Origin of the sequence: Phenylobacterium montanum (genome assembly GCF_018135625.1) — a bacterium.
Classification (GTDB): domain Bacteria; phylum Pseudomonadota; class Alphaproteobacteria; order Caulobacterales; family Caulobacteraceae; genus Poindextera; species Poindextera montana.
The window spans coordinates 819,180-845,553 of sequence record NZ_CP073078.1 but is presented as its reverse complement, the minus strand read 5'-3'; the positions used below and the strand labels follow the sequence as shown (position 1 = coordinate 845,553).

Annotated in this window: 26 protein-coding genes; 17 read left to right on the top strand and 9 right to left on the bottom strand. The window is 67.7% G+C overall.

Translation table 11 applies throughout. From position 1 onward, the window contains the following. Positions 1–54: 54 nt before the first annotated feature. The 3 genes from KCG34_RS03870 to KCG34_RS03860 all read left to right on the top strand — a co-directional run bounded on the left by KCG34_RS03870 (position 55) and on the right by KCG34_RS03860 (position 5,197). On the top strand, positions 55–1,584 hold the full coding sequence (locus KCG34_RS03870; protein WP_211939085.1) for a S10 family peptidase: 1,530 nt from the start codon (positions 55–57) through the stop codon (positions 1,582–1,584). A 285-nt stretch (positions 1,585–1,869) separates the two neighbouring features. Beyond that, the gene (locus KCG34_RS03865; RefSeq protein WP_211939084.1) at positions 1,870–3,852 is read left to right on the top strand and encodes a hybrid sensor histidine kinase/response regulator; all 1,983 of its coding nucleotides are present in this window, start codon (positions 1,870–1,872) and stop codon (positions 3,850–3,852) included. A 193-nt stretch (positions 3,853–4,045) separates the two neighbouring features. After that, a complete protein-coding gene (locus KCG34_RS03860; RefSeq protein WP_211939083.1) occupies positions 4,046–5,197 on the top strand; it encodes an MFS transporter in 1,152 nt (383 codons plus the stop codon). On the opposite strand, the gene KCG34_RS03855 is transcribed toward KCG34_RS03860, so the two are convergent. The 3 genes from KCG34_RS03855 to KCG34_RS03845 all read right to left on the bottom strand — a co-directional run bounded on the left by KCG34_RS03855 (position 5,157) and on the right by KCG34_RS03845 (position 7,425). Beyond that, positions 5,157–6,038, bottom strand: a complete 882-nt coding sequence (locus KCG34_RS03855) for a class I SAM-dependent methyltransferase (protein ID WP_211939082.1) — start codon at positions 6,036–6,038, stop codon at positions 5,157–5,159. The two genes, KCG34_RS03860 and KCG34_RS03855, sit on opposite strands and share 41 nt — an antisense overlap. A gap of 153 nt (positions 6,039–6,191) precedes the next feature. Beyond that, positions 6,192–6,839 (bottom strand): uracil-DNA glycosylase, encoded by a 648-nt coding sequence (locus KCG34_RS03850; RefSeq protein WP_211939081.1) that lies wholly within the window; start codon positions 6,837–6,839, stop codon positions 6,192–6,194. Next, complete coding sequence (locus KCG34_RS03845; protein ID WP_211939080.1) at positions 6,826–7,425, bottom strand: LabA-like NYN domain-containing protein; 600 nt, start codon at positions 7,423–7,425, stop codon at positions 6,826–6,828. Before KCG34_RS03845 ends, KCG34_RS03850 begins: the two co-directional genes overlap by 14 nt. A gap of 58 nt (positions 7,426–7,483) precedes the next feature. Here KCG34_RS03845 and folK point away from each other — a divergent pair, with 58 nt between their 5' ends. After that, the gene (gene folK / locus KCG34_RS03840) at positions 7,484–7,957 is read left to right on the top strand and encodes a 2-amino-4-hydroxy-6-hydroxymethyldihydropteridine diphosphokinase (RefSeq protein ID WP_367576018.1); all 474 of its coding nucleotides are present in this window, start codon (positions 7,484–7,486) and stop codon (positions 7,955–7,957) included. Positions 7,958–7,967: 10 nt separating this feature from the next. Here folK and KCG34_RS03835 read toward each other — a convergent pair whose 3' ends face one another. Beyond that, positions 7,968–8,189 (bottom strand): hypothetical protein, encoded by a 222-nt coding sequence (locus tag KCG34_RS03835; protein ID WP_211939078.1) that lies wholly within the window; start codon positions 8,187–8,189, stop codon positions 7,968–7,970. Positions 8,190–8,399: 210 nt separating this feature from the next. On the opposite strand from KCG34_RS03835, the gene rpoZ reads away from it, so the two are divergent. From rpoZ to parC, 11 genes are all read left to right on the top strand, one after another. After that, complete coding sequence (rpoZ, locus tag KCG34_RS03830; protein WP_211939077.1) at positions 8,400–8,759, top strand: DNA-directed RNA polymerase subunit omega; 360 nt, start codon at positions 8,400–8,402, stop codon at positions 8,757–8,759. 227 nt (positions 8,760–8,986) lie between these two features. After that, positions 8,987–11,065, top strand: coding sequence for a RelA/SpoT family protein (locus KCG34_RS03825; RefSeq protein ID WP_249138385.1), 2,079 nt, complete (start codon positions 8,987–8,989; stop codon positions 11,063–11,065). A gap of 52 nt (positions 11,066–11,117) precedes the next feature. Then, positions 11,118–11,789, top strand: coding sequence for an SHOCT domain-containing protein (locus KCG34_RS03820; protein ID WP_211939075.1), 672 nt, complete (start codon positions 11,118–11,120; stop codon positions 11,787–11,789). 47 nt (positions 11,790–11,836) lie between these two features. Further along, positions 11,837–12,421, top strand: coding sequence for an orotate phosphoribosyltransferase (pyrE, locus tag KCG34_RS03815; RefSeq protein ID WP_211939074.1), 585 nt, complete (start codon positions 11,837–11,839; stop codon positions 12,419–12,421). Continuing rightward, positions 12,418–13,203, top strand: coding sequence for a pyridoxine 5'-phosphate synthase (locus KCG34_RS03810; RefSeq protein WP_211939073.1), 786 nt, complete (start codon positions 12,418–12,420; stop codon positions 13,201–13,203). The genes pyrE and KCG34_RS03810 overlap by 4 nt, the downstream gene beginning before the upstream one ends. Further along, positions 13,200–13,619, top strand: coding sequence for a holo-ACP synthase (gene acpS / locus KCG34_RS03805; RefSeq protein ID WP_211939072.1), 420 nt, complete (start codon positions 13,200–13,202; stop codon positions 13,617–13,619). The genes KCG34_RS03810 and acpS overlap by 4 nt, the downstream gene beginning before the upstream one ends. A gap of 96 nt (positions 13,620–13,715) precedes the next feature. Beyond that, complete coding sequence (lepB, locus tag KCG34_RS03800; RefSeq protein ID WP_211939071.1) at positions 13,716–14,564, top strand: signal peptidase I; 849 nt, start codon at positions 13,716–13,718, stop codon at positions 14,562–14,564. Between the two features lie 10 nt (positions 14,565–14,574). Beyond that, positions 14,575–15,267, top strand: coding sequence for a ribonuclease III (gene rnc, locus KCG34_RS03795; RefSeq protein WP_211939070.1), 693 nt, complete (start codon positions 14,575–14,577; stop codon positions 15,265–15,267). Then, positions 15,267–16,211, top strand: a complete 945-nt coding sequence (gene era / locus KCG34_RS03790) for a GTPase Era (protein WP_211939069.1) — start codon at positions 15,267–15,269, stop codon at positions 16,209–16,211. Before rnc ends, era begins: the two co-directional genes overlap by 1 nt. Positions 16,212–16,228: 17 nt before the next feature. After that, the gene (gene recO / locus KCG34_RS03785) at positions 16,229–16,960 is read left to right on the top strand and encodes a DNA repair protein RecO (RefSeq protein ID WP_211939068.1); all 732 of its coding nucleotides are present in this window, start codon (positions 16,229–16,231) and stop codon (positions 16,958–16,960) included. 68 nt (positions 16,961–17,028) lie between these two features. Continuing rightward, entirely contained in the window at positions 17,029–19,272 is a 2,244-nt protein-coding gene (gene parC, locus KCG34_RS03780; RefSeq protein ID WP_211939067.1) for a DNA topoisomerase IV subunit A, read from the top strand. 64 nt (positions 19,273–19,336) lie between these two features. On the opposite strand, the gene KCG34_RS03775 is transcribed toward parC, so the two are convergent. Together KCG34_RS03775 and KCG34_RS03770 are read right to left on the bottom strand one after the other, a co-directional pair. Then, the gene (locus KCG34_RS03775; RefSeq protein WP_211939066.1) at positions 19,337–20,098 is read right to left on the bottom strand and encodes an arginyltransferase; all 762 of its coding nucleotides are present in this window, start codon (positions 20,096–20,098) and stop codon (positions 19,337–19,339) included. Between the two features lie 183 nt (positions 20,099–20,281). Beyond that, a complete protein-coding gene (locus KCG34_RS03770; RefSeq protein ID WP_211939065.1) occupies positions 20,282–21,187 on the bottom strand; it encodes a flagellar motor protein MotB in 906 nt (301 codons plus the stop codon). 101 nt (positions 21,188–21,288) lie between these two features. Here KCG34_RS03770 and KCG34_RS03765 point away from each other — a divergent pair, with 101 nt between their 5' ends. Beyond that, complete coding sequence (locus tag KCG34_RS03765; RefSeq protein ID WP_211939064.1) at positions 21,289–22,143, top strand: NAD(P)-dependent oxidoreductase; 855 nt, start codon at positions 21,289–21,291, stop codon at positions 22,141–22,143. A gap of 137 nt (positions 22,144–22,280) precedes the next feature. On the opposite strand, the gene hemB is transcribed toward KCG34_RS03765, so the two are convergent. Together hemB and KCG34_RS03755 are read right to left on the bottom strand one after the other, a co-directional pair. Continuing rightward, positions 22,281–23,300, bottom strand: coding sequence for a porphobilinogen synthase (gene hemB, locus KCG34_RS03760; RefSeq protein WP_211939063.1), 1,020 nt, complete (start codon positions 23,298–23,300; stop codon positions 22,281–22,283). Positions 23,301–23,335: 35 nt separating this feature from the next. Beyond that, positions 23,336–23,815, bottom strand: a complete 480-nt coding sequence (locus tag KCG34_RS03755; protein WP_211939062.1) for a hypothetical protein — start codon at positions 23,813–23,815, stop codon at positions 23,336–23,338. Positions 23,816–23,958: 143 nt separating this feature from the next. Here KCG34_RS03755 and KCG34_RS03750 point away from each other — a divergent pair, with 143 nt between their 5' ends. Then, the gene (locus KCG34_RS03750) at positions 23,959–24,699 is read left to right on the top strand and encodes a class I SAM-dependent methyltransferase (protein WP_211939061.1); all 741 of its coding nucleotides are present in this window, start codon (positions 23,959–23,961) and stop codon (positions 24,697–24,699) included. Between the two features lie 148 nt (positions 24,700–24,847). Here KCG34_RS03750 and KCG34_RS03745 read toward each other — a convergent pair whose 3' ends face one another. Beyond that, positions 24,848–26,329, bottom strand: a complete 1,482-nt coding sequence (locus KCG34_RS03745; RefSeq protein WP_211939060.1) for a replicative DNA helicase — start codon at positions 26,327–26,329, stop codon at positions 24,848–24,850. Between the last annotated feature and the right edge of the window lie 45 nt (positions 26,330–26,374).

The following is a 26,374-nucleotide window of genomic DNA, read 5'->3' as shown; positions in this document are numbered from 1 at the left end:
CGGCCAAGTTTGATGGCATAGGGCAGGAAATAGCGTCGAACCCGGGGGAATCGCATGTCTCGATCGCAACAATTTGGCCGTTCCGCCTGGATCGCGCTGGCTTCGGCCTCCGTGCTCGCCTTCGCCGCCCCCGCGATCGCCGCCGAAGCGCCCAAGCCTGAGGCGGCGGACAAGAAGGACGCAGACAAGCCCGACCTGCCGGCCTTCCCCGCTGACGCCAGCGTCAAGCAGGTGACCCACGTCGCCGGCAAGACCTTGAACTACACGGCCACGGTCGGCTCGCTGCCGGTGCGCGACGCCGACGGCAAGAAGATCGCCGAAATCGTCTTCACCGCCTACACCCTGGACGGCCCGCGCGATCCGAACCGCCCTGTCACCTTCGCCTTCAACGGCGGCCCGGGCGCAGCCTCGGTCTATCTGAACCTCGGCGCCATCGGGCCCAAGCGCATCCAGTTCGGCGCCCAGGGCGACAGCCCCTCCGATCCCGCGGTGCTGCGCGACAACCCCGGAACCTGGCTCGACTTCACCGACCTCGTGTTCATCGATCCGGTCGGGACCGGCTATTCACGCTCGCTGCTCAAGCCCGACGAGACCGACAAGAAGTTCTTCACCGTCAAGACCGACATCGCCTACCTCTCGCGCATCGTCTACGACTGGCTGAGCAAGAACGGCCGGATGGCCTCGCCGAAATACGTGGTCGGCGAAAGCTACGGCGGCTACCGCGCCCCGGCGATCACCCACTACCTGCAGACCTCGATGGGCGTCGGCGTCTCCGGCGTGGTGATGGTCTCGCCGGCCCTCGACGGCCGCAGCGCCGCCGATCCTGACACCTCGCCCATGTCGTGGATGGAAACCCTGCCGTCCATGGCCGCCGCCAACTACGAGCGCCAGGGCAAGACCCTCTCGCCCGAGCAAATGGCGGAGGTGGAAAACTACGCCCGCACCGATTTCATGACCGACCTGCTGCGCGGCCGCCAGGACCAGGCGGCGGTGGACCGGATCGTGGCCAAGGTCACCGCCTATACCGGGCTCAATCCCGAAGATGTGCGCCACATGGGCGGCCGCATCGAGAGCCGCGCCTTCCTGCGCGCCCTCTATCGTGACCAGGGCAAGCTGGGCAGCTGGTACGACAGCAACGTCACCGCCTTCGATCCCTATCCGTGGGCGCCCGACCAGGAGACCGGCGACCCGATCCTGGAAGGCATCCTGGCCCCAACCACCTCGGCCATGGTCGACTTCGTCCAGCGCGAAGTCGGCTGGAAGCTCGACGCCCACTACGAGGCGCTGAACCCGGAGGTGAACCAGCGCTGGGAGAAGAACTGGTTCACCAGCATCGAGTCCGCCTCGGACCTGCGTCAGGCCCTGGCCATCGACCCGAAGATGAAGGCCCTGATCGTCCACGGCTACAACGACCTGTCCTGCCCCTATTTCGAGTCCAAGATGATCGTGTCGCAGATCCCGACCATGGGCGCGGCCGACCGCCTGCAGGTGAAGGTCTATCCCGGCGGCCACATGTTCTATTCCCGCCCCGACAGCCAAGCCGGCCTGCGCAGGGACGTGATGGCGGTCTACGGCGCCCGCTGACGGGCGGCGTAATTTTTCCAGATCGTGGTCTTGTGTCGCAGGTCCGACGCGTCGCTTGACCTGCGGTGGTATTTTCATACCAATGAATTCGGCGCAATGGGATGCTGCCGAAGCGGAATCGTTTGAATTAAAGAATATTTTTCCGCAGTTCCGAGCCGTCTGATTCCGTTTTGACAACCATGGCGGCGTATATTGGGGCGAACTGCGAATGAACAGCGTCCGGTATTTCAAGTCAGGTTGCTTGCGTTCTGCGTTATGAATTGAAGCTCCTTGTTTGAGGCTCCCGTGGGCGCTCGCGATAACTTGGACGATGACGCCCGCGGCGTCCAATCAAACGCCGCCAGGCTGAAGGACGGGCGCGAGGCGTCCAGCGTCGTCGCACGCCTGGGCCGCAAGCTGCTGCTGGTCAGCGCGGTGGTGTTCATCATCGCCCAGGCCCTTGTGGTGCTGCTGGGCTTTGGCGGCATGAGCGTCAGCAACATCGCCCGCACCTACGTCACCGGCGAGGCGCAATATTCCAAGGCGCAGAAGGAGGCGGTGATCGCCCTGATGCGCTACGCCCGCGGCCGCGCACCGGCCGACTACGACCAGTTCACCGCTTCGCTTGCCGTGCTCAAGGGCGATCGCGCCGCGCGCCAAGCGCTCGAGGCGCCGAGGCCGGACCTGGCCGCCGCCGAGCGCGGCTTCCTGCAGGGGCGCAACGCCCCGGCCGACGTGCCGACCCTGATCACCGGCTTTCGCCTGTTCCATCGATGGCCGCCGTTCGACCAGGCCGTGCGCGACTGGCGCGCCGCCGACGAGCAGTTCATCGCCCTGGAGCGGCTGGCTCCGCAGATCCGCACGACGCCGCCCGGCGCCCGGACGGAGCAATTGCTGGACCAGGCCGAGCAGCTGGACCGCAACGCCACGGCCGACGAACAGCAGTTCTCCAAGCAGATGGGCCATGTGGCGCGCCTGGCGACCGGGCTGGCCTACGCCGCCGTGGCCGGGCTCAGTCTCTTGGTCTGCGTGACTGGCGTCCTAGTCGGCTGGCGGGTGCAGGCCGTCCTGACCCGCATGAGCCGCCAGCTGGCCGAGGCTAAGGAGCGGGCCGAGGCCGCATCGGCGGTCAAGGCCGAGTTTCTGGCCAATATGAGCCACGAGATCCGCACCCCGCTGACCGGCGTGATCGGCTTTTCGGATTTGCTGGACGCCGAAAAGGGCCTCAGCGAGCGCCAGCGCCGCTACGCGCAGCGTATCTCCACGGCCGGCCGCACCTTGCTGTCGGTGGTCAACGACATACTGGACTTCTCCAAACTCGAGGCGGGCCAGATCGAGCTCGATGCACACACCTTCGATCCCGCCGGCTTCATCCAGGAGACCCTGGACCTGGTCGCCGAACTGGCCGCCCTGAAGAAGCTGTCGCTCAGCTTCGACATCGCCGATCCGGGACTGCCGGCCTTCGTCGACGCGGACAGCGCGCGCCTGCGCCAGGTGCTGCTGAACCTCCTGACCAATGCGATCAAGTTCACCGCCGAGGGCGGGGTCGTGGTCCGGGCGGCCTATCTGGACAAGGATGGCGGCGTTCTCCGTATCGCCGTGGCCGACACCGGCGCGGGGATCCCCGATGCGGCGCGGAGCCGGCTGTTCCAGCGCTTCTCCCAGGGCGACGCGTCGATCAACCGGCGTCATGGCGGTACGGGCTTGGGGCTCGCCATCTGCCGCAGTCTGGTCGGGCTGATGGGCGGGGAGATCGGCGTGGAGAGCGAGGAGGGCGTCGGTTCGACCTTCTGGTTCACGATCAAGGCTCCGATTGCGGATCGGGCTGCGGCAGGGCTCAGCCTGGCCGACGCCGCTGCGACCCCGGCGCGCTCGGCCCATATCCTGGTCGTGGACGACGCCGAGCCCAATCGCGAGGTGATCCGCACCATGTTGCAGGCGTTCGGCCATCGGTGCGTCGAGGCCTCGGGCGGGGCCGAGGCGGTCCAGGCCGCCATGAGGTCCTCGTTCGACCTGATTCTGATGGACATGCAGATGCCGGGCATGGACGGCCTTGCGGCGACCCGAGCGATCCGCGCCTCCTCGCCGTTGAACGCCCGCACCCCGATCATCGCCCTGACGGCGAACGTCCTCGCGGCCCAGGTCGCAACCTGCCTGGACGCCGGCATGGATGATCACCTGGCCAAACCGATCGTGCTGAGGGACCTGATGCGCAAGGTCGCCGACTGGACCCGGGCGGGTCGCGATCCGGGCCGGGCCAGCAGGCTGGTGCGGATCGAAGGCCAATAGAACAAGCGCCGTCTCGCCGGATCGGCCGTTGCCGCCGGCCTGCGCCCGCGATAGCTTCGGTCGCGCTTCTCTCAGGGCCGTTCAGAAGAAGGCAGTCCCGTTGGCCGGTTGATCCCTCGGACATGTCGCGCGCCGCATTGACTGAGGCGCGTCCTCGCCCCTCCGAGCCATCGCCTGTTCCAGGACCGCCTTCATGGCCTTCTTCCGCAACGACACGGTCAACCTCCTCAATCTTCACTACGCCATCCACTCGCTGGCGCTTAGCGGTGGTGGCGCCTTCTTCGCCGCCTTCCTGCTGCATGCGGGCGTGCCGGCGCCGATGGTGCTGGCCTCGCTGGCCCTGATCCTGGCCGGTCGGTTCGTAATCCGGCCTTTAGTGCTCGCTCCGGCCCGCCGCTTCGGGCTGAAGCCGCTGGTGATCGCCGGAACGGTGCTGACTGGCCTTCAATATCCCCTGCTGGCCGAGGTGCATGGGGTAGGCTGGCCGTTGCTGGCGCTCTGTGCGGTCTCCTCGGTGGGCGACACGGTCTATTGGACCTCCTATCACGCCTATTTCGCCTCGCTGGGCGATGCCGGGCATCGGGGGCATCAGATCGGCGCGCGTGAGGCCCTGGCGGCCCTGATCGGCATCGTCGGTCCCCTGGCCACCGGCTGGGCCCTGACCCGGTTCGGCCCGCATGTGGCTTTCTGGGCCACGGCGGCGGTGCTGCTGCTGGCCGCGATCCCGATCTTCTACGCCCGCAACGTGCCTGTGCCTCAATATGCCCCCGGCGCCTTCAAGGCCGCCTTCGCCGGCATGCTGATGTTCGTCTCCGATGGCTGGATCGCCGCCAGTTACGTGTTCGTCTGGCAGATCGCCCTGTTCATTTCGCTGGGCCAGGACTTCACCATCTTCGGCGGCGCCATGGCGCTGGCGGCGGTCGTCGGCGCGGCGAGCGGCCTGTTTCTGGGCCGCTTCATCGACGCAGGTCATGGCCGGCGAGCGGTCTGGCTCGCGGCTGGGGTGATCGCCGTGGTGGTCTGTCTCAGGGCCGCCAGCTACGGGAACCCCGCCATGGCCGTGGCCGCCAACGCGCTGGGCGCCCTGGTGCCGACCCTCTATCAGCCGACCCTGATGACCGCAGTCTACAACCTGGCCCAGAAGTCGCCCTGCGCCCTCCGCTTCCATATCGCCACCGAGGGCGGTTGGGACGCCGGCGCTTCCAGCGGCTGCCTGATCGCGGCGGGCTTGCTTTGGGCCGGCGCGCCGTTCTCGGTCGGGGTGCTGCTGGCCCTGATCGGCGCCGCCAGCGTGGCCGTCCTGCTCATGCGGTATTACGAGCGCCAGGCCCTGACGCCGGCCTGACGGCGTGCGACCCGGCCATGACGCGCCTCAGCTTGCCCTCGACGGCGATGCGGATCACCTCCTCGACGGCATAGCCGTGCGAGAGGAAGTGAAGGTTGCGGCCAAGGCTGAGATAGTGGAGCCCCGCGTCCGCTGCGAGACGCTTCAGGGCGGCGCGCGAGTAGAGCGAGATGTGGCCATTGCGCGGGCCGGCGTACCACCAGTCCAGGCCGGTCTGATGCGAAATCATGCCGTCCAGAATGTTGGTGCCGATCAGCACCAGCACCCGCTCGGCCGAACACCGCCGGCGCAGGTCGGCCAGGGCGTCGCGCGGATGGACGATGTGCTCGAACACCTCGAAGGCGGTGCAGAAATCGTATGGCCTGTGCGGGCTGACATGGTCCTGGCCGTTGAACGGGTCGACGCTGTCATAGGTCCAGCCGCGACTGCGCAGGATCGAGGCGGTCAGGCCGTCGCCGCCACCGAAATCCAGCCCGACCGGCTTGCCCCCGACCGCGCGCAGGTAGGCCTCGGTCACGATGGCGTTGGCGCTGGGCCGTTCCTCCACGAAAGCTGGGTCCACCTTCACATAGTCACGGTTGTAGATGAACCGCCGCCACTGTTCGGTGCTGAAGCGGTCGAAGGCGGTTGTGAAGGTGAAGCGACACTCGAGGCATTGGTAGTAGGGGATGTCGATGCCGTAGCGGCCGAGCGGATAGGGCTCGTCATGGCACGAACGTCCGAGGTCGACCTTGTCGAAATAGAGCGCCTCAGCGTCACAGACCTTGCAGTACCGCGGGGCGTCGATTTTGAAACTGGCGTCGAGAATTTTGTCGAGAGAAGCGTCGAATTCGATAGCCATGGGAAATCCCTTGGCCATTTGCGTGCATCGCGCCCCCGCCGATTGGCGATTCAGCACAAACGACTACTGCTTTGAGTGCTGCGTTATTAATCCACCATCGCCGACCTGTCATCGATCGGCTGCAGCAAAGCCAGTTTTAGAAATGTAATCTGTTCAGGTGCGCAGATAGGCTTGCACGCTGCGAAATACGTCTTCGAACATGGCCGGCGTCAGGCGGCCCGTGTTCGTGTTCAGGCGCGAGCAATGATAGCTGTTGAAGAGGCGATAACCGGCCACGTCGGTCTCGGTCCCGTGGCCGGCTTCGGTGGCGCTGGCCTTGGCGCCCAGGGCGCGCAGCACGCTGCGGCGGGAGACATCGCCCAGGGTGACGATGGCCTTCAGCCGGGGCAGGGCCTTCAGCCGCGCGGCGAGGAACGGGCGGCATTGGGCCTCCTCCGCCGGCAGCGGCTTGTTGCCGGGCGGGGCGCAACGGACCGCGTTGGTGATCATGCAGTCGACCAACTCCAGCCCATCGTCGGGGCGGGCGTCGTAGACCCCTCGGGCGAAGCCGAGCTTGATCAGGGTGCCGTAGAGCAGCCAGCCGGCATGGTCGCCGGTGAACGGCCGGCCCGTGCGGTTGGCGCCGGTCCGCCCGGGGGCCAGGCCCACGACCAGCAGTCGCGCGTCCGGGTCGCCGAACGAGGGCGCCGGTCCGTTGAACCAGTCGGGATTGCCGGCCTGGTTGGCCCGGCGGTAGTCCACCAGGCGCGGGCAGAGCGGGCAGTCGCGGGCGGGTTCGGCCGCGGCGTCAGCTGTCGGCATTCGCCTCGCGCTCTTGCTCGGCGGCGTCGCCCTGGATGAAGCGGGGCAGGGGCGAGCGGGCAGGGCGGCCGATGATGCCCGACAGGTCGGCCAGATCGACGAAGCTGTCGGCCTGGCGGCGCAGGTCGTCGGAGGCCATGGGCGGCTGCGATTTCATGGTCGAGACCACGGTCACGCGCACGCCCTTCTGCTGCACCGCCTGCACCAGGCGGCGGAAGTCGCCGTCGCCGGAGAACAACACCGCGTGGTCGATGTGCGGAGCCATCTCCATCATGTCGACCGCGATCTCGATGTCCATGTCGCCGCGCCAGCGTCGGCGGCCCTGGCTGTCGGTGTATTCGCGGGCGGTCTTGGTCACCAGGGCGTAGCCGTTGTAGTCCAGCCAGTCGACCAGCGGGCGGATCGGCGAATAGTCCTGATCTTCCACCAGGGCGGTATAGTAATAGGCGCGGGTCAGCATGCCGCGCTTGCGGAACTCTTCCAGAAGCTTCTTGTAGTCGATGTCGAAGCCGAGGCTCTTTGACGAGGAATAGAGATTGGCGCCGTCGATAAACAGGGCGATACGATCGTTGGGGTAAAAAGTCATACGGCGAAATGTCCTGATTGAAATGGGGTCTCGATTCGATAGCGCCGTTCTAGTCGCTTTGGGCGGCAATCTGAAGGGCGGCTTCGGCTCCGTTCAGGCCCTGCTGGAAGCGGCGCTCGATGAGTTCGCGGGGGCGGGGCTGACGCTCCTTGTCCGGTCCAAGTGGTGGCGATCGGCGGCGTGGCCAAACCTTGAGGACCCTGACTACCTCAACGCCGTCGCGATTGTCGAGACGCGGCTGGGGCCTGCCGCGGCGCTGGAGGCGCTGCACGGTATCGAACGCCGCTTCGGGCGCGAGCGAGAGCGCCAGAACGCGCCCAGGACCCTCGATCTCGACCTGATCGCCTACGGCCGGCTGGTTTCGCAAGACGCGCCGATCCTGCCGCATCCCCGGGCGGCGGAGCGACTGTTCGTCATGGGGCCCCTGGCGGAGGTCGCTCCGGACTGGGTGCATCCGGTGCTGGGAAAGACCGCGTCAGCGCTAGCGCTGACGGCGAGCGTCGGCCGAGACGCGCGGCCCCTGCGGGTTTGAGGCGGTCGGCTCAGAAAGTGTCCCAATCGTCCGCCCTGGCCGCGATCATCTTCCGCGCCGCCTGGGCGTAGGGCTCCCACCGGGCGCAGGCATGACCCCCGGCGCCGTTGGGCTCGGGGCGGATGGCTTCCCAGGGCTCGCAATCGATCCGCTCGTCCGGATCCCAGCCCTCGGCTTCACAGAGCTCCCGGGCCAGGGCTTCGACGGCGGATGGGTCGAGAAGGTCGGACATTCAGGTTGTCTGTTGCTCGATCCTTTTGCGGCGCATCTTACGCCGGCGCCTCTTTGTCTGCGAGTAAGTCAAGGTTTGGTTTCCAGGAACCTATTCGACCTGCGACATTCCGTCGTGCGGGCGCAGGCGTGGGGCTGGCGCGCGGCGGCATTGCATCACAAGGCCAAAGTCTCTATTTTCCCCGGTTCTACTCCCCGAACTGAGGTTTCCATGGCTCGCGTCACCGTCGAAGATTGCGTCGAGAAAGTCCCGAACCGCTTCAGCCTGGTGCTGTTGTCGGCTCATCGCGCCCGGGCGATCTCCGCCGGCTCGCCGCTGCTCGTCGACCGCGACAACGACAAGAATCCGGTCTGCGCCCTGCGCGAGATCGCCGACGACGTGCTCGACGCCGAAGGCCTGCGCGAGAGCCTGATCACCAGCCTGCAGCGGGTCGACGAACGCGCCGACGCCGAGGAAGAGGCCGAGACCCTGGCCCTGCTGGCCGATCCGCAGCACCAGCACATGAGCGAGCAGGAACTGGTCCGCGCCCTTCAGAGCGACCGCGACGGCGGTCAAGAGGAGCGGTACTGAGCGCCCCGGCGCCAGACACAGGCACGCTGTCGGCGGCTCAAAAATCCGCCGAAATCCCTCCGGCCGACGTATTGGCGACGGCCGCAGACGCTATATCCGCAGCTGAATCCAAGCCGGCCGCCAAGGCCCGGCCCAAGTTCCTGCGCCAGTACGAGCTGATCGACAAGGTCAAGAGCTACGACCCGACCGCGGACGAGGACCTGCTCAACCGCGCCTATGTCTACGCCATGCGCATGCACGGCTCCCAGACCCGGGCCTCGGGCGATCCCTATTTCGCCCACCCGATCGAGGTGGCCGGCATCCTGACCGACTATAGGCTGGACACGGCGACCATCGTCACCGCCCTGCTGCACGACGTGATCGAGGACACCCCGGTCACCCGCGCCGATATCGACCAGCTTTTCGGCCCCCTGATCGGCGAACTGGTGGAAGGCGTGACCAAGCTGTCGCGTCTGGAACTGCAGGCCGAGCACACTCGCCAGGCGGAGAACCTCCGCAAGTTCATCCTGGCCATTTCCCGAGACGTGCGCGTCTTGATGGTCAAACTGGCCGACCGGCTGCACAACATGCGCACGCTGGAGTTCATTCCGCGGCAGGAAAAGCGCGAGCGCATCGCTCGCGAGACCCTGGACATCTATGCGCCCCTGGCCCGCTCGATCGGCTGCCATCGGATCTGCACCGAACTGGAGGAGCTGGCCTTCACCCACCTGAACAAGGTGGCGCGCGATGCGATCGTGCGGCGGCTGGAGGTCTTGCGCGCCGAGCAGAGCAGCACCGTGGCGGTGGTCAGCGGCGAAATCTCGGCCAAGCTCGAGGCGGCGGGAATCAAGAGCCGCGTGTTCGGCCGCGAAAAGCATCCCTATTCGATCTGGCGCAAGCTGCAGCGCAAATCCATCGGCTTCTCCCAGCTCTCCGACATCTACGCCTTCCGCGTGATCGTGGAGTCGGAGGAGGCCTGCTACCAGGCCCTCGGTGTGATCCACCGCGCCTGGCCCATGGTGCCGGAGCGGTTCAAGGACTTCATCTCCACCCCCAAGCGCAACAACTATCGCTCGCTGCACACCACGGTCGTCGGCCCCAAGGGCATGAAGATCGAGATGCAGATCCGCACCGAGGCGATGAACCGGGTCGCCGAGGACGGGGTGGCGGCCCACTGGCGCTACAAGGACGAAAGCTACGGCTTCGACGCCGAGGCGCAGCAGGCGGCGGGCGGGCGCGACCCCCTGGTCAACCTGCGCCACCTGGTCCAGGTGCTGGAGCACGGCGGCGACGCCGAGGACCTAGTCGAGCACGCCAAGCTGGAGATGTTCCTCGACCAGGTGTTCGTCTTCACCCCCAAGGGCCAGCTGATCAGCCTGCCCAGGGGCGCCATGCCGCTGGACTTCGCCTACGCGGTCCACTCGGACGTGGGCGACACCGCGGTGGGCGTGAAGATCAACGGCGAGCTTCGCCCCCTGCGCACCCCTCTGACCAATGGCGACGTGGTCGAGGTGATCCGTGGAGCCAAGGCGGTCGCCCACCCCGAATGGCAGTCGCTGTCGATCACCGGCCGCGCGCGCTCGGCCATCCGCCGGCACATGCGCCAGACCGAAAAGGACGAGTTCATCCGCCTCGGTCGCGCCTCGATCGACCAGACCATCGAGCGCGCCGGCAAGACGCGCGCCGAGGTCTCGCTACGCCCCGCCCTGGAACGGTTCACCGCCCCCACCGAGGAGGAGCTCTACGAGGCCGTCGGCCGCGGGCGCATCTCGCCGGCCCAGGTGCTGGAAGTGCTGTTCCCGGGCCTGAAGGAGACCGAGAAGGCCGCTGCGGCGGCCCGGCGCAAGATCGAGGGCGGCAAGGGCGCGCGCCTGTTCGTCCGCGGCGGCGGCCTTACGCCTGGCGTGAGCCTGCACTTCGGGACCTGCTGCAACCCGGTGCCCGGCGACCGCATCGTCGGCATCCTGGAGCCCGATGGCGGCGGCCTGACCGTACACGCCATCGACTGCCAGAAGCTGGCTGAATACGAGGACCGTGACGACCTCTGGCGCGACCTGCAATGGACGCCCGAGGCCGAACGCAACACCATCTCCCAGGCCAAGCTCAAGGCCACCATCCGTGACGCGCCGGGCGTGCTCGGCCAGACCTGCACCATCATCGGCCAGGCCGGCGGCAACATCGTCGGCATGCGCATGCATCACCGCCAGGCCGACTTCTTCGACGTCGATTTCGACATCGAGGTGCGCGACGCCCGCCACCTGACCAACATCGCCGCCGCCCTGCGCGCCTGCCCGCCAGTTGAGACGGTGGAGCGGGCGCGGGGCTGACTTGGGGCCGCGGAATCGCTACTAGGCGCGCTAGCAGCGAACGAGGGGCGGCATGACCGAGGTCATCGGCTATCAGGGCGGATCCGGCGACCGGGGCGAGGAGACCGCCACCGAACAGCTGCGCAGCCTGCTCATCGCCGGCGAGAGCCTGATCGCGGTCGCTCTGCAGCATCGCCTGTTCGCCCTGACCCATCGCCGGATCGCGGCGGCGGCGACCTCGGGCCGCTTCATCTATCTGAGCCGGCGCCTGCTGGGCGGCTACGACCCGGTCGACGTGCGTTGGCAGGATATGAAAGAGGCGCATCTCAAGGTCGGCCTGTTCGGCGCCAATGTGCGGATCGAATTCAGCGCCAACCTGTCCGACACCGCCGCGGGCGAGCGCGGGGCAGGAGAGATCGAGGTCACCGGCCTGAAGATCCCCCAGGCCCAGGCCCTCTACCGCGAATGCCAGGCCCAGGTTCAAGCCTGGCGCGAGAAGCGGCGGATGCGCTCGATCGAGGAAATGCGCGCCCAGGCCGGCGGGGTGCAGATCGCGACCGGCGTCTATCCGCAAGGGCGGGGCGGCGCGGTCGACGCCGGCCGGACCATCGAGGCCCAGCCTGCGCAATCTGGCGCTGAGGATCCCGCCCAGCGCCTTGCCCGCGCCAAGTCGATGCTGGCCCAGGGCCTGATCACCGACGCCGAGTTCGAGGCGATCAAAGCTAAGATCATCGGGGCGCTTTAGTCGCCGGCGCCTTTTCCAGCGCGGCCGAAAGCGCTATCTCCTGCGTCATGACCAATGACGATGTGATCGACGAGTTCCGCGCGGCGGGAGCCCTGCGGGAAGGCCATTTCGTGCTGTCCTCGGGGCTGCACAGTCCGGTTTTCCTGCAGAAGAACCTGGTGTTCATGCACCCGGATCGCTGCGAGCGCCTGTGCAAGGCCCTGGCCCAAAAGATCACGGAGAAGGTCGGCAAGGTCGACGTGGTGGTCTCGCCGGCCGTCGGCGGCATCATCCCCGGCTATGAGACCTCTCGCCATCTGAACGCCCCCTCGATCTATGTCGAGCGCGAGGGCGGCGAGTTCAAGTTCCGCCGTGGCTTCCACGTCGCGCCCGGCGCACGGGTGGCCATGGTCGAGGACATCGTCACCACGGGCCTGTCCTCCCGCGAATGCATCGCCGCGATCCAGGCCGCGGGCGCCGAGGTGGTCTGCGCCGCCTGCATCGTCGACCGATCGGGCGGCCGCGCTGATGTCGGCGTCCCTCTGGTGGCGCTGGCGACCCTGGACGTGCCGGCCTATCCCGCCGACGCCCTGCCGCCGGAGCTGGCGGCGATCCCGACCGAGGACCCCGGCAGCCGGAGACTGGGCAAATGAGCGCGAGGCTGCGTCTTGGGGTCAATATCGACCATGTGGCGACCATCCGGAACGCCCGTGGCGGCCACGCGCCGGACCCCTCGCGCGCCGCCGAGATCGCCATGGCCGCCGGCGCCGACGGCATCACCGCCCATTTGCGCGAGGATCGCCGGCACATCTCGGACACCGATATCGAGCACTTGGCCCAGCTGACCCGCCGTCGGGGCAGGCCGCTGAACTTCGAGATGGCGGTGACCGACGAGATGCAGGCCATCGCCCTGCGTCATCGCCCGCACGCCGCCTGCCTGGTGCCCGAGCGCCGCGAGGAAATCACCACCGAAGGCGGCCTCGACGTCGCCAAGGGCCGCAACACCATCGATCCGGTCGTGCGCGCTCTGAAAGAGGTCGGCATCCGAGTCTCGCTGTTCATCGAGGCCAGTCCGGTCCAGGTGCAGGCCGCCGCCGACGTGGGCGCCCAGGTGGTCGAACTGCACACCGGCGCCTATAGCGACGCGGTGCGCGAGCATCGGCCCGAGGCCGCCGGCTATCTCGAAGCCCTTCAGAAGGCCGCGGCCCTGGCCGCCTCGCTTGGGCTGGAGGTCCACGCCGGGCATGGCCTGGACTACGAGACCGTGGGGCCGGTCGCCGCCATCCCCGAGATCGTCGAGCTGAACATCGGGCATTTCCTGATCGGGGAGGCCATCTTCACCGGCCTCGACCCCGCCATTCGCCGCATGCGCGCCCTGATGGACCACGCCCGCACCCACGCCCCCCAGGTTCAGGCAGAGGGAACCGCGGCTTGATCATTGGCCTCGGATCGGACCTCTGCGACATCCGCCGCATCGAGGACACGCTGCAGAACTTCGGCGAGCGCTTCACCAATCGCCTGTTCACCGAGATCGAGCGCGCCCGCTCCGAGCGCAAACCCGACCGCGCCGCCAGCTACGCCAAGCGTTTCGCCGCCAAGGAGGCCTGCTCCAAGGCGCTGGGCACAGGTATCCGTGGTGGAGTGTTCTGGCGTGACATGGGCGTGGCCAACCTCAAGTCGGGCCAGCCGACCATGGTCCTGACCGGCGGCGCCGGCGAGCGCCTGGCCCGCATCACGCCCCCGGGCATGCGGCCGGTGGTGCATCTGACCATGACCGACGACCACCCCTACGCCCAGGCCTTCGTGATCATCGAGGCCTTGCCCCTGGACCCCGGCGCTGCGACGCCATGACGGCGAGTTAACGGGCGTGCGGCTTGCTCCTGGCTTATCGATTGTCTAGCAAGGCGACTTCGCCGCGAACGGCCCCAAAAAAGAGACCCATCCTCCATGAGTTCTGACGCAGAGGGGCCGACCGACGGCAAAGGCGGCGCGGCGAACGAGGCGATCGAGATCGTCAAGACCATCGTCTATGCGCTGCTGATCGCCCTGGTCCTGAGGGTGCTGCTGTTCCAGCCCTATACGATCCCTTCGGCCTCGATGGAGCCGAACCTCTACGAGGGCGACTACATCATCGTCTCGAAATACAGCTACGGCTATTCCAAGCACTCGATCCCGTTCAGCCCGCCGCTGTTCCACGGCCGCATCTTCAACACCTCGCCCAAGCGCGGCGACATCATCGTCTTCAAGCTGCCGCGCGAGCCGAACGTCGACTACATCAAGCGGCTGGTCGGCCTGCCGGGCGACAAGATCCAGGTCAAGTCGGGGGTGGTGTTCGTCAACGGCCGGCCCATGGACCGCACCCGCGTCGGCGCCGGCATGGAAGACAACGGCGACGGCATGACCTTCCCGATCGACGTGTTCAAGGAGACCACGCCCGAGGGCCGCAGCTACCTGACCAATTCCTACGGCAAGAACCAGGTCTCGGAAAACACCGGGGTCTATGTGGTGCCGCCGCATTGCTACTTCATGATGGGCGACAACCGCGACAACTCGCTGGACAGCCGCTTCGACCCGGGCATGCCTTTCGACGCCGTGGGTCCGTCCAATTGCGGCTGGGACCCCTCGGTCGACCCCTACGTGCCTGACGAGAAGGGGGTGGGCTTCGTGCCGGAAGAAAACCTGGAAGGCCGGGCCCAGATCATCCTGCTGTCATGGAAGCGCGGCGCCTCGCTGTTCAAGCCGTGGACCTGGGTGCTGAACGCGCGGCCCAGCCGCTTCTTCCACGTTCTCAAGTGACCGGGCTCAAGTGAACGCGCGCGCCCAGGCGGTCGAGGCTCTGGCGGGCCGGCTCGGCCATGCCTTCAGTGACCCCAGCCTCCTGGAGCGCGCCCTGACCCACGCCAGCGTCACCGGCGTCGCCGCCAAGCAGCGCGACAACGAGGTCCTGGAATTCATCGGCGATCGGGTGATCGGCCTCTTCGCCGCCGAGCGCCTGGCCGAGCTCTATCCCAAATCCCCGGAGGGCGACCTGGCCCCCCGGCTCAACGCCGTGGTCAGCCGCGAGGCCTGCGCCAGGGTCGCGCGACGGATGGGACTGGGGCCCGCCCTGCGCCTTGCGCCGTCCGAGACCAAGACCGGCGGGCGGGACAAGGATTCCATCCTGGCCGGCGCCTGCGAGGCGGTGATGGCGGCGGTCTATTATGACGGCGGCGTCGATGTGGCCCGGCGGGTGTTTCTCGACCTGTGGTCCGAGGCGTTCGACACCCTCGGCCAGCCGCGCCCACGCGATCCCAAGACTGCGCTGCAGGAGTGGGCGCAAGGCCGCGGCAAGCCCCTGCCGACCTATTCGGTCACCGACCGTACCGGCCCCGACCACGCCCCGGTCTTCACCGTCTCGGTGGAGGTTGCGGGCCTCATCCCAATGAGCGCACAAGGCCGTTCGCGGCAGGAGGCGGAAAAAGCCGCCGCCGCCCAGCTGCTCGAACGCGAAGGCCAATAATGAGCGACACCAAGACCAAAGCCGGGTTCGCGGCCGTCATCGGCGCCCCCAACGCCGGCAAGTCCACCCTGGTCAACCGCCTGGTCGGGGCCAAGGTCTCGATCGTGACCCAGAAGGTCCAGACCACCCGCTTTCCAGTCAAGGGCGTGGCCATGGCCGGTGCGGCCCAGATCGTGCTGGTCGACACCCCCGGCATTTTCAACCCGCGCCGCCGGCTCGACCGGGCCATGGTGCGCTCGGCCTGGGCCGGGGCCGAGGACGCCGACGCCGTCGTGCATCTGGTGGACGCCAATGCCGAGATCGCGGTCGCCTTAGGCGGCGGCAAGGCGGCCGATAAGAAGGCCGCCCAGGATGTCGAAACCATCATCGCCGGCATGAAATCGGCCGGCCGCAAGGCGATCCTGGCCATCAACAAGATCGATCTGGTCAAGCGTGACCAGCTCCTCGGCCTGTCGCAGAAGCTGTTCGGCGAGGGCGTCTACGACGAGGTGTTCATGATCTCGGCCGCCAACGGCTCCGGGGTCGAGGACCTCAGGACCCGCCTGGCGGAACTGATGCCAGAAGGGCCGTGGCTCTATCCCGAAGATCAGACCGCTGACCTGCCGGCGCGCCTTCTGGCCGCCGAGATCACCCGCGAGAAGCTCTACCTGCGGGTCCACGAGGAGCTGCCCTATGCGGCGGCGGTGGAGACCACAGCCTTCACCGAGGCCAAGGACGGCGGCGCCCGCATCGAGCAGACCATCTATGTCGAGCGCGAAAGCCAGCGCCCGATCGTGCTGGGCAAGAACGGCCAGACCCTGAAATGGATCGGCCAGCACGCCCGCGAGGACCTGATCCAGATCCTGGATCGCCCGGTGCACCTGTTCCTCACGGTCAAGGTCCGCGAGACCTGGGCCGAGGAGCGGGAGTTCTTCACCGGGCTGGGGCTGGATTTCGACGTCTGAAGCTCTAGCTTCAAATCATGGACTTTGAAGACGACGCCTATGTCCTGGCCGCCCGCGCCCACGGCGAATCCGGGGCGATCGTCGAGCTTCTGACCTCGGCCCACGGCCGCTATGTCGCTCATGTGGCCGGCGGCGGCTCTCGGCGGATGCGGCCGTTCCTGCAGCCCGGGGCGCGGGTGATCGTCAGCTATCGCGCGCGCGTGGCCGAACAGCTGGGCTCGGCCAGCCTGGAGCCGGTAGGCGAGGGGCCCGCGGCCCTGTTCGACGATCCCCTGGCCCTGGCCGGCCTCGCCGCCGCCGCGGCCGTCGCCGCGGGCGCCTTGCCGGAGCGGGAGCCGCATCCCGGCGCCTTCTTCGCCTTCGAGGCCCTGACCGAGGTCCTGGCCCTGGCCGAGATCTGGCCGGCGGTCTATGTGCGCTTCGAGGCGGGCCTGTTGCAGGAGCTGGGCTTCGGCCTCGATCTCTCCAAATGCGCCGTCACCGGCTCGTTGGACGACCTCATCTATGTCAGCCCACGCACCGGCCGCGCCGTCAGCCGCGAGGCCGGCGCGCCCTATGCAGAGCGCCTCCTGAAGCTGCCGCCGTTCCTGCTTTCCTCTCAGGGCGGCCTGGGCGAAGGCGACATCGGCGCGGGCCTCGACCTCACCGCCCACTTTCTCGACGCCTTCGTGTTCGCGGTCATGAACCGGCCCCTGCCGCCGGCCCGGATGTGGCTGGTCGACCGCCTCAAGGACGCAGGGCGGCTTTAGAGCTTTCGCCTGACCGGGCGGAGCGATAATTCCTGGTCCTGGACCGCCATGATCGATTCGACTCCCGCATGACCAAGCCTTTCAACCCCGACGACGGAGACGGCGGCGACGACCGCATCGTCGACGAGCCACTGACCGAGGCGCTCTCGCGGCGCTACCTGGCCTATGCGCTCTCGACCATCACCTCGCGGGCCCTGCCGGACGTGCGCGACGGACTGAAGCCCGTGCACCGGCGTCTGCTCTACGCCATGCGCCAACTCAGGCTGGACCCGCAGACCACCGCCAAGAAATGCGCCCGCGTCGTCGGCGACGTGATCGGTAAGTACCACCCGCACGGCGACACCGCCGTCTATGACGCGCTGGTGCGCCTAGCCCAGGACTTCGCCCAGCGTTACCCGTTGGTCGACGGCCAGGGCAACTTCGGCAATATCGATGGCGATAACGCCGCGGCCATGCGCTACACCGAATGCCGCATGACTGACGCCGCCGCCCTGTTGCTGGACGGCATCGACGAAGACGCGGTCGACTTCCGCGCAACTTACGACGGCGAAGAAGAAGAGCCGGTGGTGCTGCCGGCCGGTTTCCCCAACCTGTTGGCCAACGGCTCGGCCGGCATCGCCGTCGGCATGGCCACCTCGATCCCGCCGCACAATGTCGGCGAGCTGGTCGCCGCCTGCCAGATCCTGCTCGACAAGCCCGAGGCCACCACCACCGAGCTGATGCAGGTCGTGGGCGGGCCGGATTTCCCGACCGGCGGGGTGATCGTCGAGCCGGCCGCCTCGCTCCTGGAAACCTACGAGACCGGCCGCGGCGGGGTGCGGGTGCGCGCCCTTTGGACCGAGGAACCGCTGCCGCGCGGCGGCTACCGGATTATCGTCACCGAGATCCCCTACCAGGTGAAGAAGGCTGACCTGATCGAGCAGCTGGCCGACCTGATTGAGACCAAGAAGGCCCCGCTGCTGGGCGACGTGCGCGACGAGTCGGCCGAGGACGTGCGCATCGTCATCGAGCCCAAGTCGCGCAACATCGAGGCCGAGGTGCTGATGGAGAGCCTGTTCAAGCTCTCCGCCCTGGAAAGCCGTTTCTCGGTCAACATGAACGTGTTGGACGCCAAGGGCTCGCCCGGCGTCATGGGCCTGAAGCCAGCGCTGAAGGCCTTCCTCGACCACCGCCGCGAGGTGATCGTCCGCCGCGCCCGCTTCCGCCTGGGCAAGATCGAGGCGCGGCTGCACATCCTGGACGGGATGCTGATCGCCTACCTCAATCTCGATGAGGTGATCCGCATCGTCCGCTACGAGGACGAGCCGAAGGCCAAGCTGATCGCCGCCTTCGCGCTCTCCGAGCTGCAGGCCGAAGCCATCCTCAACACCCGCCTGCGCCAATTGGCCCGGCTGGAGGAGATGGAGATCCGTCGCGAGCACGCCGAGCTGTCGGAGGAACGCGACGGCCTGAACGCCATGCTGGCCTCGGACAAGCTGCAATGGCGGCTGGTGGGCGAGGGGCTGAAGGAGGTCTTGAAGGTGCTGGGCCCGGCCACGGCGGTCGGCAAGCGCCGCTCGGTCTTCGCCGACGCGCCGCAGATCGACGCCGCCAGCGCCATCGAGGCCATGATCCCGCGCGAGGCGATCACCGTGATCCTGTCCGAGCGCGGCTGGATCCGCGCGGCCAAGGGCAAGGTCGAGGACCCCTCCGAGCTGAAGTTCAAGGAGGGCGACAAGCTGGCCTTCCTGGTCGCGGCAGAGACCACCGACAAGCTGATGATCTTCGCCTCGGACGGCCGCTTCTTCACCCTGCCGTGCGACAAGCTTCCGTCCGCCCGCGGCCATGGCGAGCCGGTCAGGCTGATGCTGGACCTGGACGACAAGGTCTCGTTCGTCGACGTCTTCCCGCACAAGCCGGGCCGCAAGCGCTTCATCGCCTCAAAGGACGGCTACGGCTTCATCCTGCCCGAGGACGAGGCGGTGGCCCTGCGCCGCGCCGGCAAGCAGGTCTTGAACGGCGTGGCCCTGATCTCGCTGGAAATGGCTGGCGACCGGGTGGCGGTGGTCGGCGACAACGGCAAGATCCTGATCTTCGGCGCCGACGAACTGCCGGAAATGCCCCGCGGCAAGGGCGTCAAGCTGCAGAGCTACCGCGAAGGCGGCCTGCGCGACGCCCTGGTGTTCAACGCCGAGGCCGGCGCCGCCTGGATCGACAGCGCCGGCCGCACCCGCGTCTGGGCAGAGTGGAGCGAATGGTCCGGCCGCAGAGCCGCCGCTGGCCGCCTGGCGCCCAAGGGCTTCCCTGCGAGCAAGCGATTCCGGCCGAAGTAATCGCTGTGCGTGGTTCGAGGAGCGGTCCGGCAGGACCGCGTCTCGAGCCGCGCACGAAGCCCTACTACCGCTTCTCGCTCACCGCCGGCTGCTGTTGCATCAGCGTCCAACCCCCCGCGCGCAGCACCTCGATCGGCTGGAAGCGGGCCTTGTAGGCCATCTTGGGGCTGCCGTTCACCCAGTAGCCCAGATAGACGTAGGGCAGATCGGCGCCGCAGGCCTGGATCACATGGTCCAGGATGATGAACGAGCCCAGGCTGCGCTTGGCCATGTCGGGATCGTAGAAGCTGTAGACCATGGAAAGGCCGTCAGACAGCACGTCGATCAGCACGCAGCCGATGAGGTCGCCCGGGCCGCCATCGCCGGAGGCCAGGCGGTATTCGATCAGGTGGGTGCGGGCGGCGGTGTCCTCGACCATGGCCACATAGTCGGGCCAGGTCATGTCGGCCATGCCGCCCTCGGCGTGGCGGGCGAGGAGGTAGCGGCGCAGAAGGTCGAACTGCTCCAGCGTCGCCTCGGCCTCGACCAGGTGCCGCTTCAGGTCGCGGTTTCGGTCCAGCACCCGCCGCTCGGACTTGGAGAAGATGTAGTCGAACGCCGGGATCCGCGCCGAGACGCAGGCGTCGCAGCGCTCGCAGGCGGGGCGATAGGCGATATTCTGCGAGCGACGGAAGCCGATCTGGGTCAGGGCGTCGTTGATGGTGGCGCCGTCAGACAGCGGCAGATGGGCGAAGACCTTGCGTTCTTCGCGGTCGGGCAGATAGGGGCACGGCGACGGCGCCGTCAGGAAGAACCGAAGCTGTCGCGTCGCAAAATGGTGGGTCACCGAATAGCGCAGCCTTTTTGAGTCTAGACTGCGATTAGGACAAAAGCTGGCGACGCCCGCAAGAGCGAGTGCGACGCACATTGCAACTTCGTGATCGTTGCGACGTCGCGCCGCGGCCTATCCTTGCGGTGACGTGCATGGATAAGACGTCACAGGCGAATTATTCGCCTGGTCGGCGTTTCCTTATGGATGCTGCCCGGGCGGCAGCACCGGCGACTCGTGCAGCAGCACGATGGTGATGCGGCGGTTCCCGGGCAGGGTGGGATCGTCCGGGAACAGCGGGTCGGACGCCGCCTTGCCCGAGACCTGATAGATCCGGTCGGCGTCGATGCCGGCCTGCTGCAGCACTTCGCGCGAGGCGTCGGCGCGGGACGAGGACAGGGACCAGTCGCCGGCGGCCTTGACCCCGGTGGCGCTGGCGCTGGTGTGGCCGGCGATGGTGATACGGTTGGGCAGCTGGGCGGCGATCTTGGCCACCGCGCGCAGGAGCAGCTTGGCGCGGTCGTTGGGCCGGCTGGCGCCGGGCTCGAACATCGAGCGGCCTTCCTGGTCGATCAGCTGTATGCGCAGGCCCTCGGGCGTCTGGTCGATCAGCACCTGCTTGGACAGCTCGGCCAGTTCCGGCATCTGCTGCATGGCCTGGCGCAGGGACTGGGCCGCGCTCTGCAGTTCGGCGTCCTCGTGCTTGGTCAGGGCGTCCCGGGCCGCCTGGTCCGCCGAGGCGCCCGAACCGCCGGCCTGGGTGCTGGACTGGCCGTTCTCCTTGGGATTGGGCGGGGCCTGGGGGGCCAGCTGGTCGATGGCGCTGGCCGAGCCGTTGGACTTGACCCCGTCGTCGCCGAGCGCGGTGCCGGCCAGGATGCCGCCGGAGCCGGAGGTGGACTGCGAGACGCTGGCCGGGGCGAAATAGTCGGCGATGCCGCGCTTTTGCTGCGGGCTCGTCGTATTGATCAGCCACATCAAGAGGAAGAACGCCATCATGGCGGTGACGAAGTCGGCGTAGGCGACCTTCCAGGCGCCGCCGTGGTGCCCGCCGCCAACGACCTTCTTGACCTTTTTGATCATCACGGGTCTGTCGCTGACAGACATGGCTTTCACCCCTGGTCACGCATTTTGCGATCGTCGGCCAAGGTGACGGGTGGGCGTTAAGATGCGGTTGCCGCAAGGCGGTTGCGACAAGGAGTTGCAAGATGAAGACGGCGTTCGTCGGCCTCGGCGTGATGGGCTTTCCCATGGCGCGCCACCTCAAGTCCGCGGGCCACGAGGTCAGCGTCTACAACCGCAGCCCGGAAAAGGCGCGCCGATTTGTCGCCGAAGTGGGCGGCTCGACCGCCGAGACCCTGGCCGAGGCGGTCAGGGGCTGCGAGCTGGTGGCGCTCTGTGTCGGCAACGACGACGACGTGCGTGAATGCCTGGGCAAGATCCTGCCGGTGATCGCGCCGGGCGGGGTCGTGGTCGACCACACCACCACCTCGGCCAAGATCGCGCGCGAGGCGGCGGCGGAAGCGCGCATCACCGGCGCCTGGTTCGTCGACGCCCCCGTCTCCGGCGGCCAGGCGGGCGCCGAGGCCGGCCAGCTGTCGATCATGTGCGGCGGCGACGAGGAGGGTTTTGCGAAGGCTGAGCCGGTGATCGCCGCCTACGCCAAGGCCATCCGCCGCATCGGTGGGCCGGGCGCCGGGCAGCTCTGCAAGATGGTCAACCAGATCTGCATCGCCGGCGTGGTCCAGGGCCTGGCCGAGGCCGTCCACTTCGCCAAGACCGCCGGCATCGACACCGATCTGGTGCTGGAGGCCGTCTCCAAGGGCGCCGCCCAGTCCTGGCAGATGGAGAACCGCTGGAAGACCATGGTCCAGGGCCAGTTCGAGTTCGGCTTCGCCGTCGACTGGATGAGGAAGGACCTGGGCCTGGTGCTGGACGAGGCCCGCTCGAACGGCGCGCGGCTGGAGGTCACCGCGCTGGTCGACCAGTTCTACGCCGAGGTGCAGTCGATGGGCGGGCGGCGGTGGGATACGTCGAGTCTGGCGGCGCGGCTGGAGCGATAGCAGGACGGTGCGTGGTTCGAGACGGCCGCTCGCGCGGCCTCCTCACCATGACTTTGGAAAGTGGACTTCAAGAGACTTCGTCATGGTGAGGAGCGATCCATCAGGATCGCGTCTCGAACCACGCACGAACCGAGCCCCTACGCCCCCAGCATCCCCGCCGCCCGCTCGGCGAAATAGGTGATCACCCCTGCCGCGCCGGCGCGTTTGAACGCCCCCAGGCTCTCCAGGATCGCGCGCTCCTCGTCGATCCAGCCATTGCCCGCGGCGGCCATGATCATGGCGTACTCGCCCGAGACCTGGAAGGCGAAGGTCGGCAGGGCGAAGGCTTCGACCACCCGGCGGACGATATCGAGATAGGGCATGCCCGGCTTGACCATGACCATGTCGGCTCCTTCGGCGATGTCTAGCGCCACCTCGCGCAGGGCCTCGTCGGTGTTGCCGGGGTCCATCTGGTAGGTCTTCTTGTCGCCCGGGTTGTCGATCGAGCCCGTGCCCAGCTTCCCCGAACCGATGGCGTCGCGATAGGGACCGTAGAAGGCCGAGGCGTATTTCGCCGCATAGGACATGATCATCACGTCCTGAAGGCCCGCGCCCTCCAAGGCTGTGCGCAGGGCCCCCACTCGGCCATCCATCATGTCCGAGGGGGCCAGGATGTCGGCGCCGGCCCTGGCCTGCATCAGGCCCTGTTCCACCAACCGCTCGATGGTGGCGTCGTTCAGGATGCGGCCGCGGTCCACCAGGCCGTCATGGCCGTGGTCGGTGAAGGGATCCAGGGCCACGTCGCACATGATCCCGACCTCGGGCGCGGCGTCCTTCATCGCCTTGACCGCCTGGGCGATCAGGCCGTCCGGGTTGGCGGCCTCGCTGCCGTGGGCGTCCTTCTTGGCCCCGTCGATGTGCGGAAATACGGCTATAGCCGGGATGCCCAGCGCCCGCGCCCGCACCGCCGCCTTGGCCGCCTCGCGCACCGACAGGCGCTGGACCCCGGGCATGGAGGGGACGTTGATGAAGTCCTCCGGCCCGTCATGCACCACCATCGACCAGATCAGGTCGCTGGGCGAAAGGGTGGTCTCGCGCACCAGGCTCCGGATCCAGGGCGCCTGGCGCAGCCGGCGCGGGCGCAGGGCAGGGTAGGGCGCGAGCGGGGCGCGGGTCATGCGCGGAACTCCTTCAGACCTTCAGTGCGAGGGCTTCAGCGCGCGGTCTGAGGGATCGCGTGGGAGTATGCAAGCCGAATGAAGCCGTAGCCGGCGGTGACCATCAGCCAGAGGCCAGTAACCACCCCGAGGCCCGCCGCGGCGGTGGCGAAGATGAAGAACGGCCGTCCCACATGCAGGCTGGTGGTCTGCACCGTGTCCCAGCCGTTCCAGCGCACCTGGCTGACCACGCCCAGAAGGTCGCCGATGATCGAGAGCAGGGCGGCGAGGCCCGACAGCGCCATCAGAAGCGTCAGGGCGAAGCCGACCCAGAAGATGTAGATTTGAAACCGGTGATGGCTGGCGACGGTGCAGTTCACGTCCCGCCGTCGGGCATAGGCGATCGCGACGGCGATCAGGGCCGGCGCACCGGCGAAGAAGATGGCGAAGAAGAGCAGGCCGTAGCCCAGCATGGCGATGTTGCGATCGACATCCGCCGCGTTGGCGGGCCGCCTGATCTCCGAGGCGGTGGTCATGGAGACGCTTCACTCCAGGCGCCGGTCTGAGCCGGCCGCGGATTCGCAGATTCTGCTCCATCGCGGAACATTGCTCAACCTTAATGTGGGCCATGGGGCCGATCTGCTATCAGTTCGCAAACACGACCTCGGGAGGGTTCGCGATGAAGTTCGTTTGGCTCCTGGCCGCTTCCGGCCTGGCCCTGGCCGCTCCGGCGGCCGCCGACATGCCGGCCTCGTCCTACGCCGCAGCGGTCTCCGACAGCGCCCGGCCGGCGGCCGACACCGCCCGCGACGCGGCGCGCAAGCCGGCGGAGATGATGGCCTTCGCCCAGGTCAAGCCCGGCGACAAAGTGGTCGACCTGATCCCGGGCGGCGGCTACTTCACCCGCATCTTCAGCGTCGCGGTGGGCCCTAGCGGCCATGTCTTTGCCGCCACGCCCCCCGCCAAATCGGCGGACGCCGAGCCAGCGGCGGCCAAGATCGCCGCCGACCCGCACTACGCCAATGTCAGCTTGGTCGACGCCACTCCGCCGGGCCTGGCCAGCGCGGGGCCGGTCGACATCATCTGGACCGCCCAGAACTATCACGATCTGCACCTGGCCCGGCTGAAGCTGGACGTGCCGGCCTACGACAAGGCCCTGTTCGCGGCGATCAAACCGGGCGGCTATCTGGTGATCGTCGACCATGCCGCCGAGGCCGGCTCGGGCCTGCGCGACCCGGACAAGCTGCACCGGATCGACGAAGCGGTGGTCAAGCAGGAGGTGGAGAGCGCCGGCTTCGTGCTCGACGGCGAGAGCGACGCCCTGCGCAACCCGGCCGATCCGCACACCGCCCTGGTGTTCGACGCCTCGATCCGCGGCAAGACGGACCAGTTCATGCTGCGGTTCAAGAAGCCGGGGTAAGCACCAGATTTAACTGTAGTTCCTTATCCTGAGGCGCCCGCGAAGCGGGCCTCGAAGGACGCATTGGCGCTGCCGCTGCGTGCTTCGAGGCCCGCCGCTTTGCGGCGAGCACCTCAGCATGAGGATGGTTTGTGATTGCGACCAAGCCCTACCGCGGATCGAACCGCCCCTCGCGGGCAAGGTTGCCGAAGCGGGTGGTGTCTTCGTGGTAGTGCAGCTTGACGGTGCCGATCGGGCCGTGGCGCTGCTTGCCGATGATCACCTCGGCGACGCCACGGATATGGTCCATCTCTTCCTGCCAGGCCAGGTGCTCGGGCGTGCCCTCGCGCGGCTCGGCGCGGCCTTTGTAGTAGCTCTCTCGATAGATGAACATGACCACGTCGGCGTCCTGCTCGATCGAGCCGGATTCGCGCAGGTCGGAGAGCTGGGGCCGCTTGTCCTCGCGGCTCTCGACCTGGCGCGACAGCTGCGACAGCGCGATGATCGGCACCGACAGCTCCTTGGCCAGGGCCTTGAGGCCCATGGTGATCTGGCTGACTTCCTGCACCCGGTTGTTGGCCAGGCTGGCGTCGCCCAGGGTGATCAGCTGCAGGTAGTCGACGATCAGAAGGTCCAGGCCGGCCTGGCGCTTCAGGCGCCGTGCGCGGGCGGCGAGCTTGGCCAGCGCCAGGCCGCCGGTGGCGTCGATATGCAGGGGCGAGCTTCCGATTTCGAAGGCCGCATCGCGCACCCGGCCGAACTCCGAGGCGTCGATCTCGCCCTTTCGCAGGCGGTCCGAGGAGACACCTGAAGCGTCGGCGAGGATACGCATGGCCAGCTGCTCGGCGGACATTTCCAGCGAATAGAAGGCCACGATGCCGCCATTGACGGTCTTGCGCCCGCCGTCGGGCTGCGGCTCCCAGGCGTAGTTGCGGGCCACGTTGAAGGCGATGTTCACCGCCAGGGCGGTTTTGCCCATGGAGGGGCGGGCGGCCAGGATGATCAGGTCCGAGGGGTGCAGGCCGCCCAGCTTCTGGTCCAGGTCGATCAGGCCGGTCGAAAGGCCGGCCAGGCCTCCATCGCGGCCAAAGGCCTCGGCCGCCATCTCCACCGCGCCCCGCAGGGCGTCGCTGAACGGCACGAAGCCCTGCGATGTCGCGCCGGTTTCGGCCAGGCTGTAGAGCTGCTGTTCGGCGGATTCGATCTGGTCGCGGGCCGGCCGGTCGCTGGTGGCGTCGGCGGCGATCTCGCCGCCGATGCGGATCAGGTCGCGGCGCAGGGCCAGGTCGTAGATCAGCCGCGCATATTCCGGCGCATTGGCCCCCGGCGGGGCCCGGTCGACGAGGTCGGCCAGGTAGCGCAGGCCGCCCAGTTCGTTGAAGGCCGCATCCTGGCGGAAGCGCTCCATCAGCATGATCGGCTCGGCCAGCTGACCGCGCTTGATATATTCTTCGATCGCCGCGAACAGACGGGCGTGGAACGGCTCGTAGAAATGCCGCGGCTGCAGCTGGTCGCTCAGCTTCTCGAACACCGCATTGTCGAACAGCAGCGAGCCCAGCAGCGCCTGTTCGGCGTCGATGTTGTGGGGGATGTGGGAAATCCCCGCGTCGTCCGTCACGGAGTGCAGTTCGAGAGCTGGTGCGAGAGCCATCTGTGGACGTTAACGTATGAGGCAGGAGCGACGGAGGTTCGTCGT

Excerpts from the sequence above, each read along its gene's own strand:
- KCG34_RS03870 (WP_211939085.1), top strand. The coding sequence starts at position 55 with ATGTCTCGATCGCAACAATTTGGCCGTTCCGCCTGGATCGCGCTGGCT.
- KCG34_RS03860 (WP_211939083.1), top strand. The coding sequence starts at position 4,046 with ATGGCCTTCTTCCGCAACGACACGGTCAACCTCCTCAATCTTCACTAC.
- KCG34_RS03855 (WP_211939082.1), bottom strand. The coding sequence starts at position 6,038 with ATGGCTATCGAATTCGACGCTTCTCTCGACAAAATTCTCGACGCCAGT.
- KCG34_RS03850 (WP_211939081.1), bottom strand. The coding sequence starts at position 6,839 with ATGCCGACAGCTGACGCCGCGGCCGAACCCGCCCGCGACTGCCCGCTC.
- KCG34_RS03845 (WP_211939080.1), bottom strand. The coding sequence starts at position 7,425 with ATGACTTTTTACCCCAACGATCGTATCGCCCTGTTTATCGACGGCGCC.
- KCG34_RS03835 (WP_211939078.1), bottom strand. The coding sequence starts at position 8,189 with ATGTCCGACCTTCTCGACCCATCCGCCGTCGAAGCCCTGGCCCGGGAG.
- rpoZ (WP_211939077.1), top strand. The coding sequence starts at position 8,400 with ATGGCTCGCGTCACCGTCGAAGATTGCGTCGAGAAAGTCCCGAACCGC.
- KCG34_RS03825 (WP_249138385.1), top strand. The coding sequence starts at position 8,987 with ATGCGCATGCACGGCTCCCAGACCCGGGCCTCGGGCGATCCCTATTTC.
- KCG34_RS03820 (WP_211939075.1), top strand. The coding sequence starts at position 11,118 with ATGACCGAGGTCATCGGCTATCAGGGCGGATCCGGCGACCGGGGCGAG.
- pyrE (WP_211939074.1), top strand. The coding sequence starts at position 11,837 with ATGACCAATGACGATGTGATCGACGAGTTCCGCGCGGCGGGAGCCCTG.
- KCG34_RS03810 (WP_211939073.1), top strand. The coding sequence starts at position 12,418 with ATGAGCGCGAGGCTGCGTCTTGGGGTCAATATCGACCATGTGGCGACC.
- lepB (WP_211939071.1), top strand. The coding sequence starts at position 13,716 with ATGAGTTCTGACGCAGAGGGGCCGACCGACGGCAAAGGCGGCGCGGCG.
- era (WP_211939069.1), top strand. The coding sequence starts at position 15,267 with ATGAGCGACACCAAGACCAAAGCCGGGTTCGCGGCCGTCATCGGCGCC.
- recO (WP_211939068.1), top strand. The coding sequence starts at position 16,229 with ATGGACTTTGAAGACGACGCCTATGTCCTGGCCGCCCGCGCCCACGGC.
- parC (WP_211939067.1), top strand. The coding sequence starts at position 17,029 with ATGACCAAGCCTTTCAACCCCGACGACGGAGACGGCGGCGACGACCGC.
- KCG34_RS03770 (WP_211939065.1), bottom strand. The coding sequence starts at position 21,187 with ATGTCTGTCAGCGACAGACCCGTGATGATCAAAAAGGTCAAGAAGGTC.
- KCG34_RS03765 (WP_211939064.1), top strand. The coding sequence starts at position 21,289 with ATGAAGACGGCGTTCGTCGGCCTCGGCGTGATGGGCTTTCCCATGGCG.
- hemB (WP_211939063.1), bottom strand. The coding sequence starts at position 23,300 with ATGACCCGCGCCCCGCTCGCGCCCTACCCTGCCCTGCGCCCGCGCCGG.
- KCG34_RS03755 (WP_211939062.1), bottom strand. The coding sequence starts at position 23,815 with ATGACCACCGCCTCGGAGATCAGGCGGCCCGCCAACGCGGCGGATGTC.
- KCG34_RS03750 (WP_211939061.1), top strand. The coding sequence starts at position 23,959 with ATGAAGTTCGTTTGGCTCCTGGCCGCTTCCGGCCTGGCCCTGGCCGCT.
- KCG34_RS03745 (WP_211939060.1), bottom strand. The coding sequence starts at position 26,329 with ATGGCTCTCGCACCAGCTCTCGAACTGCACTCCGTGACGGACGACGCG.